This is a genomic window from Peterkaempfera griseoplana (genome assembly GCF_001418575.1).
Classification (GTDB): Bacteria; Actinomycetota; Actinomycetes; order Streptomycetales; family Streptomycetaceae; genus Peterkaempfera; species Peterkaempfera griseoplana.
Genome location: NZ_LIQR01000136.1, coordinates 1 through 19882, shown reverse-complemented (window position 1 = coordinate 19882; position 19882 = coordinate 1). Strand labels below are relative to the sequence as shown.

General features: G+C 74.1%; 14 protein-coding genes. 2 read left to right on the top strand and 12 right to left on the bottom strand.

From position 1 onward, the window contains the following. Positions 1 to 222 (top strand): hypothetical protein (locus tag AOK09_RS41295; protein ID WP_217698418.1); only part of this gene is annotated, 222 nt, incomplete at its 5' end. 74 nt (positions 223 to 296) lie between these two features. Here AOK09_RS41295 and AOK09_RS11465 read toward each other — a convergent pair. From AOK09_RS11465 to AOK09_RS11415, 11 genes are all read right to left on the bottom strand, one after another. Beyond that, positions 297 to 1610 carry a hypothetical protein gene (locus AOK09_RS11465; protein ID WP_055587049.1) on the bottom strand — a complete coding sequence of 438 codons (1314 nt, stop codon included), beginning with the start codon at positions 1608 to 1610 and terminating at the stop codon, positions 297 to 299. A gap of 28 nt (positions 1611 to 1638) precedes the next feature. Then, positions 1639 to 2607 (bottom strand): glutamate ABC transporter substrate-binding protein, encoded by a 969-nt coding sequence (locus tag AOK09_RS11460; RefSeq protein WP_055587048.1) that lies wholly within the window; start codon positions 2605 to 2607, stop codon positions 1639 to 1641. Between the two features lie 11 nt (positions 2608 to 2618). Continuing rightward, positions 2619 to 3992: a hypothetical protein gene (locus AOK09_RS11455; RefSeq protein ID WP_055587047.1), complete on the bottom strand. Its 1374-nt coding sequence runs from the start codon at positions 3990 to 3992 to the stop codon at positions 2619 to 2621. 237 nt (positions 3993 to 4229) lie between these two features. After that, entirely contained in the window at positions 4230 to 5282 is a 1053-nt protein-coding gene (locus tag AOK09_RS11450; protein WP_055587052.1) for an N-acetylglucosamine kinase, read from the bottom strand. A gap of 83 nt (positions 5283 to 5365) precedes the next feature. Continuing rightward, positions 5366 to 6664: a 6-phospho-beta-glucosidase gene (locus AOK09_RS11445; RefSeq protein ID WP_407675391.1), complete on the bottom strand. Its 1299-nt coding sequence runs from the start codon at positions 6662 to 6664 to the stop codon at positions 5366 to 5368. Positions 6665 to 6672: 8 nt separating this feature from the next. After that, positions 6673 to 7563 carry a carbohydrate ABC transporter permease gene (locus AOK09_RS11440; RefSeq protein ID WP_055587045.1) on the bottom strand — a complete coding sequence of 297 codons (891 nt, stop codon included), beginning with the start codon at positions 7561 to 7563 and terminating at the stop codon, positions 6673 to 6675. 14 nt (positions 7564 to 7577) lie between these two features. Then, positions 7578 to 8534, bottom strand: a complete 957-nt coding sequence (locus AOK09_RS11435) for a carbohydrate ABC transporter permease (protein ID WP_055587051.1) — start codon at positions 8532 to 8534, stop codon at positions 7578 to 7580. Between the two features lie 5 nt (positions 8535 to 8539). Continuing rightward, complete coding sequence (locus AOK09_RS11430; RefSeq protein WP_055587044.1) at positions 8540 to 9886, bottom strand: ABC transporter substrate-binding protein; 1347 nt, start codon at positions 9884 to 9886, stop codon at positions 8540 to 8542. 55 nt (positions 9887 to 9941) lie between these two features. Further along, entirely contained in the window at positions 9942 to 11144 is a 1203-nt protein-coding gene (locus AOK09_RS11425) for an ROK family transcriptional regulator (RefSeq protein WP_055587043.1), read from the bottom strand. A gap of 635 nt (positions 11145 to 11779) precedes the next feature. Next, positions 11780 to 12898 carry a mechanosensitive ion channel family protein gene (locus tag AOK09_RS11420; protein WP_407675390.1) on the bottom strand — a complete coding sequence of 373 codons (1119 nt, stop codon included), beginning with the start codon at positions 12896 to 12898 and terminating at the stop codon, positions 11780 to 11782. 114 nt (positions 12899 to 13012) lie between these two features. Then, positions 13013 to 14176: a metallophosphoesterase family protein gene (locus AOK09_RS11415; RefSeq protein WP_055587042.1), complete on the bottom strand. Its 1164-nt coding sequence runs from the start codon at positions 14174 to 14176 to the stop codon at positions 13013 to 13015. A 586-nt stretch (positions 14177 to 14762) separates the two neighbouring features. Between AOK09_RS11415 and AOK09_RS11410 the strand changes: the two genes are divergently transcribed. Next, positions 14763 to 15404: an HNH endonuclease gene (locus tag AOK09_RS11410; RefSeq protein ID WP_055587041.1), complete on the top strand. Its 642-nt coding sequence runs from the start codon at positions 14763 to 14765 to the stop codon at positions 15402 to 15404. Positions 15405 to 15551: 147 nt separating this feature from the next. Here AOK09_RS11410 and AOK09_RS11405 read toward each other — a convergent pair whose 3' ends face one another. Beyond that, on the bottom strand, positions 15552 to 19664 hold the full coding sequence (locus AOK09_RS11405) for a beta-N-acetylglucosaminidase domain-containing protein (RefSeq protein ID WP_055587040.1): 4113 nt from the start codon (positions 19662 to 19664) through the stop codon (positions 15552 to 15554). Between the last annotated feature and the right edge of the window lie 218 nt (positions 19665 to 19882).

Below are 19882 nucleotides of genomic sequence, written 5' to 3'. Positions count from 1 at the left end.
CCGGATCCGGAGCGGGCGGAGCGGCGCGAGCGGGAGCTGCCGGAGGGCGGGCCGGAGGACGGGCCCGCGAAGGGCCCCGCGGGCGCGGTACGGGCCGGGGGCACGGCGGAGGCCGGGGGAGCGGCAGCCGGAGAGGCGGAGACCGGAGGATCAGCAGCCGCGAGAGCGGAGGCCGGCGGGGAGGACACCCGGGGCGCGGCCAGTCCGCACTGGGTGCAGTAGCCGTCCTGGTCGATCTCCCCGCCCTCGCAGTCCGGTTGCCTGCACGGTGCGCCCATGGCCCCCCCTCGCCCGCCCTACTCCGCCGGGCTTCCGTCCGCGGCCGGCTCCGACACCGGCCGCAGCGCCTGCTGGTACCGGGCCACCGCCGAGTCGGCGGCCCGCAGATCGCAGGGCGCGCTCCAGAGCAGCCAGCGCGCCTTCTCGTACCGTTCGATGATCTCCGGGTCCTCGGACAGCCCGAGGCGGGCCGCCATCGCCTTGTAGGCGTCCAGCCGGCCGCGCAGTTCGGCCCGGACGGCCAGCGGCCGGGTCACCGAACTGAGCGAGTGACGGGCCCTCAGCAGCTCCTTGGCCGCCGCGTCCTCCAGTGAGTCCAGCAGCGGTGCCAGCCTGTGCCACTGGCCGTGGTGACGCAGCTCGGCCGCGCCGGCGATCCGCTCGCGCAGCGCGGACGCCGGTCCCGGCACCGCCGGCACCTCGGTCGCGGCTATCTTGGCCAGCACCTCGCCGCGGGCCCGGCGGGCCTCGGCCAGGGTGGCGTCGGCGCGGGCCAGCAGTTCACCGACCTGCTGCAGCCGCTCGTCGGCCTCGTCCCGCAGTCGCAGCAGCGCCTCCAACTCCACACGCAGGTCGTCCAGTTCGCGGGCGGCGCGGTCGAAGCGGCCGGTGTCCACCGTCCCGCCGGCCGCCCCCCGGGGGTCGTCGGCGGACCGGGGGCCGCCCGGCGTCCACAGCGCCAGCGGATCGGAGACCACCTGGGCACGCAGATCCCCGAGCTCGGCGCCCAGGTGCCGAAGCGCGCCGCCGGCCGGATGGGTGTCCGGGTGCACGCCGACCGAGCGGGCCAGGGCCTGCACCCGGTGCAGTTCGGCGAGCAGCAGGTCTATCCGGGCGGGCAGCGCGGACCACACCGCGTCGGCGGCCGCCACCACGTCCATGACGGTGGCGTACCAGGTGTTCATCCGCTCGACCAGCTCACCGAGGGTCAGCTGCTCGCTCAGCCGGGCCGGACCGGCCAGCGTACGGGCGGCGCCCGGCAGTTGGCTGCCCGCGACGGTGACCCCGGCGCCCTGCAGCAGTTCGGTCAGCTCCACCAGTTCCGCCTGGCCCGGCCGGGTGCGCCGGGAGCGGACCGCGCGGGCCGCGGCCAGCGCCTCGGCGTAGCGGTCGAAGAGCGACCACAGCAGCGCCGCGCCCTGCTCGGCCACGGCCCAGCGTTCGGCGGTGCGCCCCGACAGCTCGGCGCCTTCCAGCAGACGGCGGCCGGGGTGGTCCTGCAGCGCCAGCAGTGCCGTCTCGATCGCCTCGCGCTCCGCGCCGAGCCGTACCAGGGCGCGGTCCACCTCCTCCCGGTTCATCACCGGGCCCGCAGGTCCCGTCAGCGCCATGCCCCGCCTTCCTCGTTCCGGTCCGGTCCTAGGGAAGGTACCGCGCCGCGGGCGGTTCGGCGGACCGGCCCAGGTACGGCTGGAGCCAGGTGCGGTAGCTGCGCTGCCAGGGACCGTTCCGGTAGTCGGTCAGCACCTGGTTGACGCGGGCCACCAGATCGGTGTCCGCGCGGTTCATCGCCACCCCGTAGGGCTCCGCGGTGAGCGGGTCGCCCACCAGTCTCAGCGTCGGGTCCTGGGCCATCTGACCCGCCGCCAGGGCGTCGTCGGTCATGGTGGCGTCGACCCGGCCGAGCTGCATCAGCACCAGGCAGTCCAGCTGGTTGCCCACCAGGCGCACGGTCGCTCCGCGGGGGTTGCGCCTCAGCTCCTCCTGCGCGGTGGAGCCCTCGGCGGCGCAGACGGTCCGGCCGTGCAGGGCCTGGTCGACGGTGCGGGCCTGCGAGGTGCCGGGGACGACGACCTGCTGGCCCGCCTGGAAGTAGGCGGTGGAGAAGGCGACGTCCTGGAGCCGTGCGCAGTTGATCGTCATGGTGCGGACGACCAGGTCGACCCGCCCCGACCGGACGGCATCGATACGTTCGGCGGTGGGCACGGCCATGAACCGCACCTTGTCCGGGTCGCCCAGGATCGCCTTGGCGATGGCGTGCACCAGGTCGATGTCGAAGCCCTCGAAGCGCCCGCTGACCGGGTCGCGGTAGCCCCAGCGGTAGCTGTTCTGGTCGACGCCGGCGATCAGCCGGCCGCGCTGCACGATCTGCCGGACCTTGGTCCCGCTCTGGTCCGCCGAGGGCGGCACGCTGCGGGTCATGTTCTCCGGGGTGCAGTCGCCGGCCGCCGCCCGTACGGCCGTGGTCTGCCCGGCCGGTGCGGTCCGCGGTGCTGTCCGCGGTGCGGTCCGCTGCGGGGCCGATCCGCCGGCCGCGGCGACGGCCAGCGCCAGCGCCAGTGCCGCGACGGCCGGCGGCAGCCGCCGGCCCAGCGTGCCCGGGGGCATCCCGTTCCCCCTCACTGGTACTCGGCCAGTCTGCGGCCGATGCCCAGCAGCGCTCCGGCGGTGGCCAGCACAGCCAGTACGCCGGTGCCCGCCGCGAGGCCGGACAGCGCCCCGCGGCCGTGGTCGGCGGCCGCCTCGAAGTCGCGCTGCTCATGGGCGGCCGCGGCGGCCAGCTCGTGGTCCATCCGCTCGAAGGCGCGGTCGGTGGTGGCGGCGCCCTGGCCCACCGTGGCGTCCACGGCGGCCTGGTAGTCGCCGTCGTCACTGCTGGCCGCGGCCGTCCCGTGCAGCTTGTCCCAGCTGCGGAAGTCGGCGGTCGCGGCCCGCACCCGGGCCGTCCCCTCGGTGTCCCCGGCGGCGAGCCGCAGCGAGTCGGCGAGGGTGCCGCCGGAGCCGTCGGACCCGGCCAGCTGCCGGGTGACGCTGTCCCAGCGCTCCGCGTACTGCGTGGTGGAGCCGCGGGCCACCAGGTTGAGGTTCTCCGCGCCGCGGCACTGCAGCGCCTGGATGCGGGCCTGGTCCAGCATCCGCAGCGGGGCGGCGCCGTGGCGGTCGCTGTCGGCCAGGTCGTCCCGGGCCGCGCCGTGGCCCGCCAGCAGCCACAGCAGGGCGGCCGCGGTGGCGGCGGAGGCCGCCAGCAGGCCGGGGTTGAACACCCGGTTGGTCCGGCGGGAGAGCCCGATCTGGAAGCGGACCAGCGCGCCCAGGGCCAGCGTGCCCAGCACGGCGGCCGCCCAGGGCACGGCGCGGGCGCCGGTGTAGTCCCGCCGGAGCTGTCCGGTCTGCGCCTCGTACAGCTTCTGTGCGGCCGCCAGCATGCCGTGCGCCCGGTAGGGGTCGTCGGGGTGCAGCTGGTCCTGCTGCTGCATCAGCGTGGAGGCGAACCGCAGATAGGCGCCGCCGAGCGGCAGGCCCTGCCGGTTGTACGACCGGGCGGTCTCCACCAGGCCCGCGTAGACCGGCAGTTGCTCGTTGAGGGCGGAGAGCCAGCGCTGGCTGTCGGAGGAGGCGGTGGTCCGGGCCGCCGCCCGGGCCAGCAGCTGCGACGCCCGGTCGAGGTCCTGCTCGTAGCGCCGCCGTACGGACTGCGGTTCACCGCCGGCCAGCAGGAAGCCGGTCGCGGCGGTGGTGTCGGCGTCGGCCAGCGAGCGGTAGATCTCCGCGGCGTCCTGGCTCAGCGGCTGGCTGCGCTCCACGACCGCGTCCGCGGACTGCGCCCGCCGGACGGTCTGCCACCCCGCCGTGACCCCGAACGCCAGCACCAGTCCGGCGAGCACCAGGCCGGCCAGCCGCAGCCGGCCGGGCGGGGTGCCCAGTGCGCGCAGCAGCCGGGTCCGTGGCCGGGCAGGTGCGGGCGCGCCGCCCGGCGCCGGTGTGACGGTCATGCGGGCCCCCTCCCCCGGGAGGGATTCCGGCCCCTCCGCCAGCAGTATGGCCACCGGGCGTGGCGGTCACACCGCGATTGCGCCGATCTTGAGCTCGGGCGAACCGGTCACCGCCGGACGTTCCCTGCCGAGAGCGACGCCGGGCGGTCCGGCGCGGTTCCCGGGCGGCACGGAACACCCCGCCGGCGCCCCGGGAGGAGCGCCGGCGGGGCGTCGAGCCGGGGCCGGGCACAGCGGTCAGCCGGCAGGCGCCTCCACCACCGGGCCGCGCCCCAGCGCCGGGGAGGTACGCAGCCGCCGCTGCGCCGCCGCGCCGCCGCCCAGTCCCTCGGTGGCCAGGTGGTCCAGCCCCAGCAGCGCGGCGCCCAGCACCGGGGGAGCGGTCACCACCCGGGGCTCGGCGAGGGGCGCCTCGGCCGCCAGCCGCGCGTGCACCGCGTCCAGCAGCAGCGGCTGCCGGGCAGCCAGCACCCCGCCGCCCAGCACCACGTCGGCGGGCGAGTCCAGCAGCCCCAGCCGGCGCAGCGCCACCACCGCCAGCCGTACCACCTCGTCGGCCTGACGCTCCACCAGTTCGACCGCCACCCGGTCGCCGCGCTCGGCGGTGGCGAAGAGCACCGGCACCAGTTCGTGCAGCCGTGCCTCGGGGAGCTCGCGCAGATGCACCGCCTCCGCCACCGCGGTCGCCGACGGCCGCCCGAAGTGGCGGGCGACGGCGGCGGCCAGCGCGGTGGCCGTACCGCGTCCGTCCTCGGCCCGTACCGACCACCACATCGCCTCCGTCGCCAGTCCCAGGCCGCCGCCCCAGTCGCCGGTGATGGCGCCCAGCGCCGGGAACCGGGCGGTACGGCCGTCCGGCAGCAGGCCCGCGCAGTTGATCCCCGCCCCGCACACCACCGCCACCCCGCGCGGTGCGTCGGTGCCCGCCCGCAGCAGCGCGAAGGTGTCGTTGGCGACCACCGCGGTGCGGCCCCAGCCGTGCGCCGCCAGAGCCTGCTGCAGCCGCTGCTCCTCCACCGGCAGATCGGCGTTGGCCAGGCAGGCGGAGACATGGGTGACCAGCGGCCGCTCGCCGTCCACCGGCAGTCCGGCCTCGGCCGCCGCCTCCTCGACCAGCGGTGCCAGCCCGGCCACCGCGGCCTCGGCGCCCACCAGCTGGGGGGCGAAACCGCCGCCGCGGGCGGTGCCCAGCACGGTGCCGTCGGCGGTCACCACCGCCACATCGGTCTTGCTGTTCCCCGCGTCCACCGCCAGCACGCCGCGGACCAGCTCGGGGCCGGTCGCCCCCACCGTCCCGGCACCGATCGGGCTGCCCTGCACGGGCACGGAGCCGCGCGGGCGGTCCTCCCCGCCGTACGCCGCATCGCTGCGGGTCATGCCCAGCCCAGGTGGGCGCGGTTCTCGGCGATCAGACGGTCCGTCAGCCAGGCTGCCCGGTCCAGCTGGCCGACCAGCGGATGGGCCAGCAGCGCATCGTGGACCCGGTCGCGGCCGCCGTGCAGCGCGGCCTCCAGCGCCAGTTGCTCATAGGCGGTGACGTGGGCGATCAGTCCGGCGTACAGCGGCTCCACGGGGCGCTGCGGCAGCGGGCGGGCGCCGTTCGCGTCCACCAGCGCGGGCACCTCCACCACGGCGTCGTCCGGCAGGAACGGCAGGGTGCCGTCGTTGCGGACGTTGACCACCTGCCGGGAGCCCACCGCCGGGCCGGTGCCCAGCAGCGCGGCGACCAGTGCCACCGCGGCCTCGGAGTAGTAGGCGCCGCCGCGTTCGGCGAGCAGCGCGGGCTTCTCGTCCAGCGCCGGGTCGGCGTACATCTCCAGCAGCCGCCGCTCGATGGCGGCCACCTCCGCGGCCCTGGACCCCTTGGCCTTCAGCTCCGCCACCACCGCGTCGTGCTGGTAGAAGTAGCGCAGATAGTACGAGGGGACGACACCGAGCCGGCGTACCACCTCCGGCGGCAGCCGCAGATCGCCGGCGATCGCCGGGGCGTGCGCCGCCAGCAGCTCGGGCAGCACCTCCCGGCCGGTCGCGCCGCCGGGGGTGTCCAGCAGGGTGACGCCGCGTTCCCAGGTGAGGTGGTTGAGGCCGACGTGGTCCAGCTGGATCCGCTCCGGTCCGACGTCCAGCAGCCGGGCGAACCTCCGCTGGAAGCCGATGGCGACGTTGCACAGGCCCACGGCCCGGTGACCGGCGGTCAGCAGGGCCCGGGTGACGATGCCGACCGGGTTGGTGAAGTCGACGATCCAGGCGTCGGGGTTGGCGCTGCGGATCCGTTCGGCGATGTCCAGGACCACGGGCACCGTGCGCAGCGCCTTGGCCAGGCCGCCGGCGCCGGTGGTCTCCTGGCCGACGCAGCCGCACTCCAGCGGCCAGGTCTCGTCGCGGTCCCGGGCTGCCTGGCCGCCGACGCGCAGCTGCAGCAGCACGGCGTGGGCGCCGTCGACGGCGGCGTCGATGTCGGTGGTGGTGGTGACGGTGGCCGGGTGGCCCTGCCGGGCGAGGATCCGCCGGGCCAGGCCGCCCACCAGCTCCAGCCGCCCGGTGTCGGGGTCGGCCAGCACCAGTTCGTCCAGCGGCAGGGTGTCGCGCAGCCGGGCGAAGCCGTCGACGAGTTCGGGTGTGTAGGTGGAGCCGCCGCCCACGACGGTCAGTTTGAGACGGGTTGGCTTCACGGAGGACATCAGCCCTTGACCCCTGTCAGTGTCACGCCTTCGATGAAGGCCTTCTGCGCGAAGAAGAAGAGGACGATGACCGGCGCCATGACCAGCAGGGTGGCGGCCATCGTCAGGTTCCAGTTGGTGTGGTGGGCGCCCTTGAAGGACTCCAGGCCGTAGGAGAGGGTCCAGGCGGACTCGTTCTCCCCGGCGTAGATCTGCGGGCCGAAGTAGTCGTTCCAGCAGGAGAAGAACTGGAAGAGCGCGACCGCGGCGATCGCCGGTCTGGCCATCGGCACCGTCACCCGCAGCAGGGTCCGCAGTTCACCGCAGCCGTCGATGCGGGCGGCCTCCAGGTACTCCCGGGGAATGGTGAGCAGGAACTGCCGCAGCAGGAAGATGGAGAAGGCGTCGCCGAAGGCCATCGGGATGATCAGCGGCCACAGGGTGCCCGACAGATGCAGCTGCTTGGCCCAGAACAGGTACATGGGGATCACCACCACCTGCGGCGGCAGCATCATCATGGAGATCACGGCCATCAGCGCGATCCGCCGGCCGCGGAAGCGGAACTTGGCGAGCGCATAGGCGACCGGGAGGCTGGAGACCACCGTGAGCACGGTGCCCAGCCCGGCGTACAGCAGGGTGTTGCGCCACCAGGTGAGGAAGCCGGGGGTGTGCCACACCTTGCTGTAGTTGCCCCAGGCCCAGTGGTGCGGCCACAGGTCGGAGGTGAGCGCCTGCTGGTCGGACATCATCGAGGTGAGGAAGAGAAAGACGAACGGCAGCAGGAAGAAGAGCGCGGCGGCCACGCCGAGGGCGTGCACCGCGATCCAGTGCAGTGCGGTACGGCGGCGGGCCGCCCGGGCGGCCGGGGTGGGGCGGGCGCGGAGCGCCGCAGCCGGGAGTGCATCGGTCATGGGGACGGTCCTCCTCAGTCCTCGGCGCCCATCAGGCCGGAGCGGCGGCGCAGCAGCAGTGCGGTGAAGGCCATGGCGACCGCGAAGAGCAGCAGCGCCACCACGCAGGCGGAGCCGTAGTCGAAGCGCTGGAAGCCGAGGCTGTAGACCATCTGCGGCAGGGTCCAGGTGGACCCCTGGGGGTAGCCCGGCTCGAACTGCTGGCCGGAGTTGCCGATGATGCCGCTGGCGACCTTCCCGGCGACCAGGGCCTGTGTGTAGTACTGCAGCGTCTGGATCACCCCGGTGACCACGGCGAACATCACGATGGGGGAGATGTTGGGGTAGGTGACGAAGCGGAACCGCTGCCAGGCGCCCGCTCCGTCCAGCTCCGCCGCCTCGTACTGCTCGCGGGGGACGTCCAGCAGCGCCGCCATGAAGATCACCATCAGGTCGCCGACGCCCCAGAGCGCCAGCAGGGTGAGCGCGGGCTTGGACCAGGACGGGTCGGTGAACCAGCCCGGCTGGGGCAGTCCCAGGGTGCCCAGCAGATGGTTGACCGGTCCGGTGCCGGGGTTGAAGAGGAAGGCGAAGCCGATGGTGGCGGCGACCGGCGGCGCCAGGTACGGCAGGTAGAAGGCGGTGCGGAAGAACCCCGCACCGGTCCTGATCTTCGTGATCAGCATGCCGACGCCCAGGCCGAAGACCACCCGCAGCGTCACCATCACCACGACCAGCCAGAGGGTGTTGCGCACGCCCTGCCAGAAGAAGGGGTAGGACGTGAGCACATACCGCCAGTTCTTCAGCCCGCTGAAGGTGGGCTGGGCGAAGCCGTCGTAGTGCATGAAGGAGAAGTAGAGGGTGGAGACCAGCGGGTAGCCGAAGAAGACCGCGAAGCCGATCAGCCAGGGCGACAGGAAGGCGAGGGTGCGGACCGCCTCCCGGCGGCGCTTGGCCCGCAGCGCCGCCGGGACGGGGAGGAGGGCTGCCATGCCGGTCACTGGGCCTGGGCGATGGCGGCGTCGATCTCCTTGTCGACGCCTGCCAGGCCCGCCTTGAGGTCGGGGACCTGGCCGGACTCGTACTTGTAGCCGAAGTTCTGCAGGGACACCTGGTAGGCGCCGCCGTTGATGCTGGCGGGGGTGGTGCTGGAGTGGGCGTTGCCCGCGATGTCCAGGAAGGTGCGGAAGTTGGGGTCCTGGTCGACCTTGGGCGACTTCAGCGCCGCGAAGGTGGACGGCACGTTGTGGATCGCGTTAGCGAAGCTCACCACCGCGTCGGTGTCCGTGGCGAGGTACTTCACCAGCTCCCAGGCGGCGTTCTGCTTCTGGCTGGTGCGGGCGATGCCGATGATGGTGCCGGTCTGGTAGCCGCGGCCGTAGGTGGCAGCCTGGTCGTCCGGCACCGGGAACGGTGCGGTGGCCCAGTCGAACGTCACTCCGTCCGCCTTGAGGTTGGCGGTCCGCCACTCGCCGTCGATCGCCATGGCGACCTGCCCGGTCTCGAAGGGGTTCTTCTCCGAGAACTCGTCGCCGAAGCCGGTCCGGTACTTCTCCAGCTTCTGGAAGCCCCCGAGGTCGGCCACCAGCTTCTGCTGCCACTGGAACATCGCGCTGACCGCGGGGTCGGCGGCCAGGTCGGACTTGCCGTTCTTGTCGAAGTAGGTGGCCCCCCACTGGCCCAGGAAGTGGGTGGGGGTGGACTCGTAGCCGTGGAAGTCGGGCATGAAGCCCAGCCGGCTGTAGCCGTTAGCGGTGGCCTTGGTGAGCTTCCTGGCGTCGGCGTCGAACTCCGAGAGCGTCTTCGGCGGGGAGGCTATGCCGGCCGCCTTGAAGGCGTCCTTGTTGTAGTACAGGCCGTAGGCGTCGCCCAGCAGCGGCAGTGCGCAGCGGTTGCCGTTGTACTGCGTGTAGTCGGCCATGGCCGCCGGGAAGGTCGTGGCGGGGTCGATGTGCGACTGTGCCAGGAAGGGCTTCAGATCGGCCCACACCCCGGAGGCGCAGAACTTGCCGACGTTGTCGGTGGTGAAGGAGGAGACCACGTCGGGGGCGTCCGAACCGCCCGCCCGCAGCGCCTGGTTGATCTTGTCGTCGGTGACGTTCTTGACCACCTTGACATGGATGTTGGGGTGCAGCTTCTCGAAGGCGGCGATGTTGTCGGAGATCGCCTTCACCTCGGACGGCTGGCTCCAGCCGTGCCAGAAGGTGATGGTGGTGTCCTTGGAGGCGTCGTCCTTGGCCCCGCCCTCGCTGCTGCCGGTGCAGGCGCCGGCGAGCAGGGCGACGGCGGCGGCGCAGGCGAGGGCGGCCGTGGTCCGGTGCGGTCTGCGGGTGCTGGTGGTCACGGGGATGTCCTCCTGGAGGGCCCGGCAGGGATGAGGGAAGAAGAACCGTGGACGTTCAGTGCGTGGTGAAGACGGCGTCGCGGACGGTGACCAGGGCGCTCTGCAGCGCGCCCTGGACGACCGGCGACTCCTGGAGTGCGCTCATCCGCAGCCGCGGCCTGGGCACGGCCAGCCCGGTGAGCTCCTCCTGGACCAGGGCGCGCAGCCTCTCCCCGCCCGCCTGGGGCACCCCTCCGGAGAGCACCACCAGCTCCGGGTCGACCACCGCGACGATCGCGGCCAGGCCGGTGGCGAGACGGTGCGCCAGTTCGGCGAGGACGGCGTCGCCGCGGCTGTCGCCGGCCGCGGCGGCCCTGGCCACGGCGTCCCGGGCGGTGCGCCCGCTGATGCCGTGCTGCCTGGCCAGGGCCAGTACGGCCGGTGCCCCGGCCAGTTCCTGGAAGCCGCCGGAGTTCTCCCGGCGGACGTTGCGGATCAGTGGCGCACCGGGCAGCGGCATATAGCCGACCTCCCCCGCGCCGCCGGTGTGCCCGCGGTGCAGCCGCCCGGCGATGACCACGGCCGCGCCCACCCCCTCGGCCGCCCACAGCAGGACGAAGTCCTCGCAGCCGCGGGCCTCGCCGAGGGACTGCTCGGCGACGGCGGCCAGATTGACGTCGTTCTCGAAGACCACCGGGGTGCCCAGGCGGTCCGCCAGCTCGGAGAGCAGCCGGGGTGCGTGCCAGCCCGTCAGGTGGGGTGCGTAGCGCAGCCGCCCGGTGAGCGGGTCGATGGCGCCGGGGGCGCCCACCACCACCTGGGAGAGCCGGTCCGGCTCCAGGCCGGCCTGCCCGGCGGCCTCGCCCACGGCGGTGACCACCCGGTCGACGGTGCCTGCGGCCTGCCGCCCGGGGGTGGCGAGCACATGCTCGCCCACCACCCGGCCGGTGATGTCGGCGACGGCCACCCGGATCCTGGCCGGGGTGACGTCCAGCCCGGCGACGTGCGCGGCCGCCGGGTCGAGCTGGTAGAGCCGGGCGTTGGGGCCCGGGCCGCCCTCCGTGGTGCCCACGGGCACCACCAGGCCGGCGGCCTCCAGCCGGGAGAGCAGCTGGGAGGCGGTGGGTTTGGAGAGCCCGGTCAGCGTGCCGATCTGGGCCCGGGAGAGCGGCCCGCGCTCCAGCAGCAGCTGCAGTGCCGCCCGGTCGTTGATGGCGCGCAGCAGGCTGGGGGTGCCCGCGACGGGGGCGACGGCGGGGGTGCCGCTGGTGCCTGTCACGGGCCCTCCCGGAACTGTTAGGAAACTTTCCTATCGGTGCCAGGAAGGTAGGTGCGCCTCGCGTGACGTGTCAATGGCCTCCGGGAGCGTGGATGCCGAAGCGTTACCGCCGCCGCTTTGTGACCGTCCGGCGACGCACGGTGAAAATGTGCTGCGCGTCACAGTAGCTGACTGTCCGTCACGCTACGCGCGCGGAGGGTGCGGGAAATGTGGGGACGGGCCATTCGTCAAGGCATTTACCGCTACCCAACGTCATGGATTCTTCAGAGTTGAACATATGACCGGGAAGGTCGGTTTGACGGAGCCCCGTCAGCAGGCAAGGATCTCTGTTGTGCCGCCCCACCGGACCAGTCCGGGGGCGGTGCAAGGGGTGCGGACGGCCGTACGGGAATACCCTCCAGGGGTGCCCGCAGCGCGTATCCCCGGGCAGTTTCCGGCCTGCCCGGTGGTAGCGCGAAAATACGGCAGACCGTATATCCGGGAACCGGCGCGGCGGAACCCGGGAAAGGGGTGGATACGGCTGTCGCCGCCGCCCGCACTCCGACCGGTCGTCGGCTGGCCAGCTCCAGGTCCGCCGAACGGCCGGCGCGGCGCCGACCGGGGGGCCGGTCGGCGCCGTCAGCCCTCCCGCCGGGTCAGCCCTTGTCGACGTGCGCGGCGGACTGCTGCGCCTCGGCCGGGGCCGCAGGCGGGGCCGCCTCGGCCGCGGGAGCCGCATCGGCTGCCGCCGCCGGGGCGGTGGGGGCCAGGGCGGCCGGGGAGGCCGTCACCGCCTCGTTGGTCAGCCGGATCCCCGCGGTGTCGAAGGCCGCCTTCAGCCGGGCCCGCAGCGACCGGGCGACCAGGCCCGCCTTGCCGGGCATCGTACGGGCCTCCACCCGCAGCACCACCGAGTCCGAGGCCACCGACTCCACGCCCAGCACCTGGACCGGCTCCCAGAGCAGCTCGTCCCACGGCGCCGACTTGGCCATCTCCTCGGCCGTGGCCAGGATCACCGACTGCACCTGGTCCAGGTCCTCGCGATAGCCCACCTGCACATCCACCGTGGCGGTGGACCAGCCCTGGCTCATGTTGGCGATCCGCTTCACCTCGCCGTTGCGGACGTACCAGATCTCTCCGTTGGAACCGCGCAGCTTGGTGACCCGCAGGCCCACCTCCAGCACGGTGCCGCTGGCCACACCCGCGTCGATCTCGTCCCCGACGCCGTACTGGTCCTCCAGGATCATGAAGACGCCGGAGAGGAAGTCGGTGACCAGGTTGCGGGCGCCGAAACCGATCGCCACGCCCGCCACCCCGGCACTGGCCAGCAGCGGTGCCAGGTTGACCCCGAGGGCGGAGAGCACCATCAGCGCCGCGGTGCCCAGGATCACGAAAGAGGCCACGCTGCGCAGCACCGAGCCGATGGCCTCGGACCGCTGCCGCCGCCGCTCCGCATTGACCAGCAGGCCGCCCAGCCGCCCGCCGACCACGGCGGACTCCTCGGCGCCCCTGGCCATCCGGGTGATCAGCTGGGTGATCAGCTTGCGCACCACCGTGCGCAGCACCAGGGCCAGCACCACCACGAAGACGATCCGGACGCCGCTCTCCACCCAGCCCTGCCAGTTCTGGTCCACCCAGCCCGCCGCCTGGTCGGCGCTCTCCTTGACCTGGGTGAGGCTGGCCGGGGTGTGACCCAGCAGCCCGTCGCCGGAGGGGCTGGGGGTGGGGGACGGCGAGGCCACGGTGAAACCCTTCGGTGCGGAAAAGCTGTGCAAGGCCTCACCCTACCGGCGGTACCCGCCGGACCCGAGCGGCCGACGACGCCGTGTGACCGATCCGTCGCGCAGCGCCAGTGCCGCCCGGGTGTCGCGTTGGCGTTTCGGTGGGCTCTACTTGCAGGCGCCGCTGCCGGAGTCGCTGTACTGCAGCGCGGTGGAGTCGAAACCGGGGCCGGGCAGGACGGGCTTGTAGTCCCAGCTGTAGCTGTGCGGCTTGAGGGTGAGCTTCATGACGCCGAACGCGCCGGCCTGGGCGGTGACCACGTTGGGGTTGTCGTAGTTGCCCGGAGTGCCGGCGAGGGTGTCGATCGCCTCGCCGCCGGAGCCGACGATGAACTCCGGGATGCCGCGGCTCGGGTCGTACTGGCCGGCCGGGTTCATCGGGCGCAGCCGGGCGTACGCGTGCTCGTGGCCGTTGAGGACGAGCGTGGCGTGGTGCTGGTAGAGGGCCTTCCACCACGCGTCGGTCGCCCCGCCCTCGGTGCCGCCGGCACCCGGCGCGGACGCGGGCACCGTGGCGGTCGAGGCCGTCGTGGCGCTGAAGGCCGGCTGGTGCCAGTACGCGATCGTGCACGGACGCGTGTTGGCGGCCAGGTCCTTCGACAGCCACTGGGTCTCCTGGCCGAGGAGGCCGTTGTCCGTCGTGGAGCAGTCGTGGTGGAACGCGTCGGAGTCGCACTCGGCGTTCAGCGAGATGATGTGCCAGTTGCCGAGGTCGTAGGAGTACCACCCCTGCTTGTCGGCGGTGTCGTCGCCGGCCTGGCCCTGGGGTTCCGGTGTGCCGGCCTGGTCATGGCCGTTGAAGTAGCCGAAGTAGCCGACACCGTTCTGTCCGGCCTCGTTGTCGCCCTTCTTGGTGTACGGGTAGTACTCGTGGTTGCCCGGTGCCGGACGCTCCAGCATTTTCAGGCCGCCCCACGCCTGCTCGAAGGACTGCTCGAAGTCGCTCAGCTTGCCGACCTGGTACTGCTCGTCGCCCAGCAGCGCCACAGCATCGGGGTGCATGTCCGTGGCCTGCTTCGCGGTGGCGAACTCGGCGCTCATGCCGCCCAGAGTGGGGCTGCCGCACTTGAGCGACGCCGGGGTGGCGGCGTTCTCGTCGTCGTCGGGCTCGCAGGCGACGTCGCCTACGGCCGCCAGGGTGTACGACGCGGCGCTGTGGTGGGCGTAGGGCCAGTCGTTGGCGCCCTGGTTCGCGGCGGCGACGGCGGTGCCGGTGACCGCGAGGACGGCCAGGCCGGCAGCTGCGGCGGAGATCTTGGTGGCGCGGTGCATGTGCGATGCCCTTCCACGGCAGGAATGATCACCGCAAATTAAGCTGTCGATCCGAGAGTTGACACAAACGCTTCCTGACGCCTCGGTGAACTCTGTGCGCACTGGACCGCTGTGTCACTGCTGCTGATGCATGAGCGTGACCGGCCACTCAGGCCCTGGGCGAACCGTTCGCAGGCCGCGTGGATCTGCCGCAGCCCGCGGCTTTTCCGCGTCGGTCGCGTCTGCGTCCCTCCGCCGCCAGGGAGTGAGCGCGCGGCGGACGGTCCTCCACGCTGCCTGCGGCAGGTCGGGTGGCTCCGCCGGGCCGTCCCCGGGCCGTCGACGGGCCGTCCATGGCCGGCCGATGACGGCGGACGGCGGCGCTCCACGGGGCCCTCTCGCACGTCACCGCCGCCGGGCCGGAGAGATTGCCGGGCGGCCGCATCGGGAATTCTGGTGTGGGAGAACACACACCTGGTCCGTTACACGGGATTGGTGGCGCCGTGGCCAGGCATGCGGCGACACTGAGGGGAGATCGCGTAGCGATACGCGACCAGCCGCTCGTCCCGGCGCGAGCCACGCGCCGTAGGCGTACAAGGAGGCATCCGTGCCGCATGTCCTCGTCCTCAACGCGTCGTACGAGCCACTAGGCGTCGTCTCGATGCGCCGCGCACTCATCCTCGTCCTCAACAACAAGGCGGTCAGCCTGGAGGACTCGGGGATCACCATGCACAGCGCCACCAGCGCCGTCACGGCGCCGTCCGTCGTCCGACTGACCCGCTTCGTGCGGGTCCCTTTTCGTGGCCCCGTACCGCTCACCCGCCGGGCGCTCTTCGCCCGGGACAACGGCCGCTGCGTGTACTGCGGCGCCGCCGCCACCAGCGTCGACCACGTGGTGCCGCGCAGCCGCGGCGGCCAGCACCGCTGGGACAACGTGGTGGCGGCCTGCCGCCGCTGCAACCACGTCAAGAGCGACCGCCACCTCTCCGAACTGGGCTGGCGCATGAAGCGACCACCGGCGCCACCCACCGGACTCGCCTGGCGCATCATCGGCACCGGGCACCGGGATCCGCGGTGGCGCCCCTACCTCGAGCCCTACGGCGGCCGTGAGCAGCTGAGCGAGATCGACCACCACGTCGACCATCGCACCGGTGAGCCCGACCCGCCGACCGTCCCCCTCGACCGCTCCCCCCACGGGCGGACCCTCCACGACCGCCGCGGCGAGCCTGCGCAGCAGCTCTCCGCCTGACCCCGCGACCGGCCCGTACCGGACCGGCACGGCACGCCTCATGGGCCGGCGGCGCATCCGCAGCGGACGCGCCGCCGGCCCTCCGTCTTGCCCGCCGTCCGTACCGCCGGACCTCGGCCCTTCGAGAAGAGGACGCGAGGAGCCGGGTCAGAGCTGCGGCTGGTGATCGGGCCCGGAAGTGGCCGAGGGCTCGTCGGGGGACGCGGAGGGCGAGGCCGTAGGGGCGTCGGAGGGCTGCACCGCGCTGTCCGACGGGGCGGCCGGGTCGGCCGGCGTGGACGGCGGAGGGGTGACCGGCGTGACCGGTGTGTCCGGCGCCTTGGGGGACGCCACCGCATAGGCCTCCACCCCGGAGAGCGAGTAGCCGAAGCGGTTGGCCGCCAGCACGCCCTGGATCCGCAGATAGCGGGTGTCCGGCGCGTCCAGGCGGACCGTCTCGGTGCCGCCGTGCCCGTCTTGGACGGTGGCGGCGTCGGTCCACACCGCCCCGTCCGGCGAGGTCTCCACCCGGTAGGCGACGCCGTAGGCGTTCTGCCAGCTCAGTACCGCGTCGCTCTGCCAGTGCAGCACCACGGAGCCCAGCCGCACCGGGCCGCCCAGGTCCAGCTGCAGCCAGGAGTCGTCACCACCCGAGGACGCCCAGCGGGTGCCGGGGTCGCCGTCGGTGGCGTCGGACGCCGGATGGCCGTCGGCGTCCCCGGAGGAGGTCGCCACCGAGCCCAAGGCCAGGTCGGGGCCGGAGACCGGCGGGGCCACCCGCACCGCCAGTTCCTGGCGGACCGTACGGCTGCCAGCGGTGAAGGACACCTGCACCTGGTACACCCCGCTGGGGGTGCCGGCCGCGGCGGAGACCGCCAGCGGCACGGCCAGCCGCCCGCCCCGCGGCACCGTCACCGACGCCGGGACGGACGCGGTCAGGCCCTTGACCCCCTTGGGCAGCTGCACACTGAACCGGCCCGACGCCGCACCCGCCCGAGTGGCTTCGAGGGTGGCGCTCGCCGTGGTGGGCCGGGTGTCGCCCGCCACCACGTCGAGGGTGCTGCGGGACACCTCCAGCCGCGCCACGGGGGTGTCCGCGTACCAGGGGACGATCTCGTTGACCACCGGGGCCTGGCTGCCGTCCGCCCAGGTGAGCCGGACCGCGTCGGCCTCCTCGCCGCGGGCGGCGAGTTCGGTGTAACCGGGCCGCAGGGTGCCCAGCCGGGCCCAGCTGCCGTCCGGGCGCCGGGCCTCGACCACGGCATGGGCCTGCACCGAGGGGTCGGTGAGCACCGACAGGCGGTCCAGCGGCCGGGTGGCGCCCAGCTCCACCATCAGCCGGCGGTCGCCGTCCGCGGGGGCGGCGGCCGCCCGGTAGGCGGTGTCCGCGTCGCCGTCGACCGCGGCCGCCGCCGAGGAGCCGGGGGCGGCCGGCGGTCCGCCGGTGACCGTGGGCTGCTCCGCGCCGGGCGCGGTCACGCTGAACTCCCGCACCGCCATGGTGGTCTGCTGGCTCTCGGTGGCGCGCAGCCGCACATAGCGGGCCACGGTGCCGGCGGGCAGCTCCGCGGAGACCGTCCGGGTGTCCGTGACCTCGGTGATGCGGTGCCAGCCGCCGTCGCCGGTGGAGTACTCCAGCACGGCGTGCCGCAGATAGCCGTCGTCGGCGTCCTCACCGGCGTCGGAGGAGTCGGCGGCCGGTACCGCGGTGGCGGCGGCGCCGCCGTCGTCCGGGTCGTCGGATCCCATCCGGACCACCACCCGGCCCACCGGCCGCTCGGAGCCCAGATCGACGCCGACCGAGTCGTCCCGCTGCGGCGGGGCGTCGCTCCAGAAGAAGGTGTCCGGGTCGTCGTCCGTCATCATCGCCGCCGTGTGACCGGGCTCCGGCCCCATGGTGGTGGTCGCCCGCGCCCCGGAGGCGCTCACCCCGGACCAGCTGTCGGCGGTCCTCAGCGCCCGCTTGAGGAACGGGTCCAGGACGCCGTCGCCGACCGTCGCCGAGCCCTGGGCGATCTCCGCCGTCACCCGGTGCAGATCCAGCCGGGCCTGCCAGGCCGCGGCACCGTCGCCGCCGCGCTGCGCCTGGAGCATCCGCACCGCCGCGCGGCCGGCGGCCCCGTAGCGGGCCAGCTGCTCCAGCCACGGCCCGGCCTCCTCGGCCAGGGCGCCGCCCGCCACCGGGCGCAGGGCCTGCGGGGCCTGCTGCATGGCGGTGAAGGCGTCCTGCAGCGCGGCTGCGGCCTGCTGCAGCTGTTTGCCGGTGTCGTCGCCGGGGTGCCGCCCGGAGCCGGAGGGCTGCACGGTGGGCTCCAGCGCCGCCCAGAAGTGTTGGAGCAGCGGCTGGAGATAGGCCGACTCCCGGTCGGAGAGCGGGGAGGAGGCGCTGTTGCCCGCCAGGGCCCACAGAGCGCTCCCGGCTGCCGTGCCCGATCCGCCGGCCAGTGCCAGCAGGGCGCCCCGCCAGGAGTCCTGCGGGCGGTAGCCGGCGGGGTTCCAGGCGTAGTCGGCGGCGGTGAAGAGGGCGACCCGGGACGCCACCGGCTGCTCCATGGCGTTCACCAGCAGCGCGGCGGACCCGGTGGCGACCGCGGCGTCCCGGCCGGTGTAGGGGCCCATGTAGAGCCGGTTCTCGGACCAGTCGTTCACCGGGTAGTTGTCCATGGTGACGACCGGGTGGGCCAGCAGCGCCGCGGTGTCCCGCAGCTGCCCGGCGGTGATCCGCTGCGGCACCACGCCGACGCCGGTCCACGCCACCTGCGCGGCCGCCGGCAGGGCCTTGGCCAGCGCCGTGCGGTACGGGCTCGCACCGCTCTGGTGGTACTCGGTCGGCAGCACGGTGAGCGGCGCCAGGCCCTGGCCGCCGTGGCGGCCCCAGAACTGCTTCAGCACCCTGCCCACCAGCGCGCCCTGCGCCCTGGCGGCGGCCTCCGGGCCGGTGCCGTAGGCGCCGCGGTCGGCGTCGCAGTGCCACTCCTGGTAGGAGACGTCCTGGAACTGCAGCTGGAAGGAGCGGAACCCCAGCCCCCACAGCGACTCCAGCTTGCCCACCAGCGCCCGCACGTCGTCGTCCGAGCTGTAGCAGAGCGACTGGCCGGGGGAGAGGGCGTAGCCGAGTTGCACGTGGTTGCGCGCGGCCCGGTCGGCGACGGTGCGCAGCTGCGCCGCCCGCGCCGCGGGGTAGGGCTCCCGCCACTGGGACAGCCGGTAGGGGTCGTCGCCCGGCGCGTAGAGGAAGGCGTTCTGCTTGGTGCGGCCCAGGAAGTCGATCTCGTCCAGCAGTTGCTGGTCCGTCCAGGGCTCCCCGTAGAAGCCCTCCACGGTGCCCCGTACCGCCGTCGACGGCCAGTCGCGGATGGCGACGCCGGGCAGTCCGCGGCCGGCGGCCGCGCTCTGGCCCTGGCCGGCGGGTACCGCGGTGAGCAGCTGGCGCAGGGTCTGCGCCGCGTAGAAGGTGCCCTGTGCGTCGACCCCGGCGAGCACCACCGCACCGTAGGCGCGGTGGTCGCGGGTGGCGAGCTGCCCGGCGGAGAGCACATAGCCGCCCGCGGGCAGCCCGGTCGGCGACGGCGCCTCGGTGTCGGGACGGCCGGCGGACGCGGCGAGCAGGCGCAGCGTGCGGTCGGTCTGCCCGTCCGCGCCCTCGGCTGCTCCGCCGACCAGCACGGTGAGGCTTCCGGCGGTCGGGACGGGGGCGCGGCGCAGCACCGCCACCCGGGTGGCACCGGCCTGCCGCAGCACCTCCCGTACGGTCTCCAGCGCGCCCGGGTCGGCGTTGGGGGCGGCCACCACGGACACCTGCCGGGGCACGGTCACCGCCCGCCCGAGCGCCTGCTGGTCCTGCGGCCGGGGGAAGACTGCGGGGACGGCGACGGTGCTGTGCGTTCCGCTCCGCTCCGGGGCGCTGACCGAGAGCGCGGCGCCGTCCTGCCCGGCGGCGGCCGCCGGCTGGGCGCCGGCGACCAGGCCTCCGACCACGGCGGCGGCGGAGAGCGCGGCGGTGGCGCGCAGTGCGGCCCGGCGTCCGCCGGGACGCGGCGCCGGAGCCGCGGAGGCCGCCGTACGCTCCCGGCGGACCTGCTCCAGCAGCGGCCGGGTGCCCTTGAGGTCGGCGATCAGCCGGTCGGCGGTCAGCGGGGCGATCCTGCGGGCGGTACGGGCCGTGGTGCGGCGGGCCGCCAGGGCGGCCGGGTGGTACAGGGCCTCGCGCAGGACCGCGCTGCGTTCCAGCCGGCGGCGCAGGCGGACACCGGCGGCGGGCACGGAGAGGCGGCTGGGCACGGGTCCTCCTCGCTGTGGGTCGGCCGGCGGCGAATCGGCCCAGGGGCGCGCCGGCGGCCTGCTGGACCGCCGATGCCCGGGTGAATTCGCCAAGAGCCCACCACTGGGGGCCCCGGGGTGTCAACGCCTCTGGCACATATGCCCGGATTGTCCGTGTTGAACGTATCCGCCGTCCCTCGAAGAGGTGGTCCGGCCGGGGGGTGGGCGGGGGCACGGCG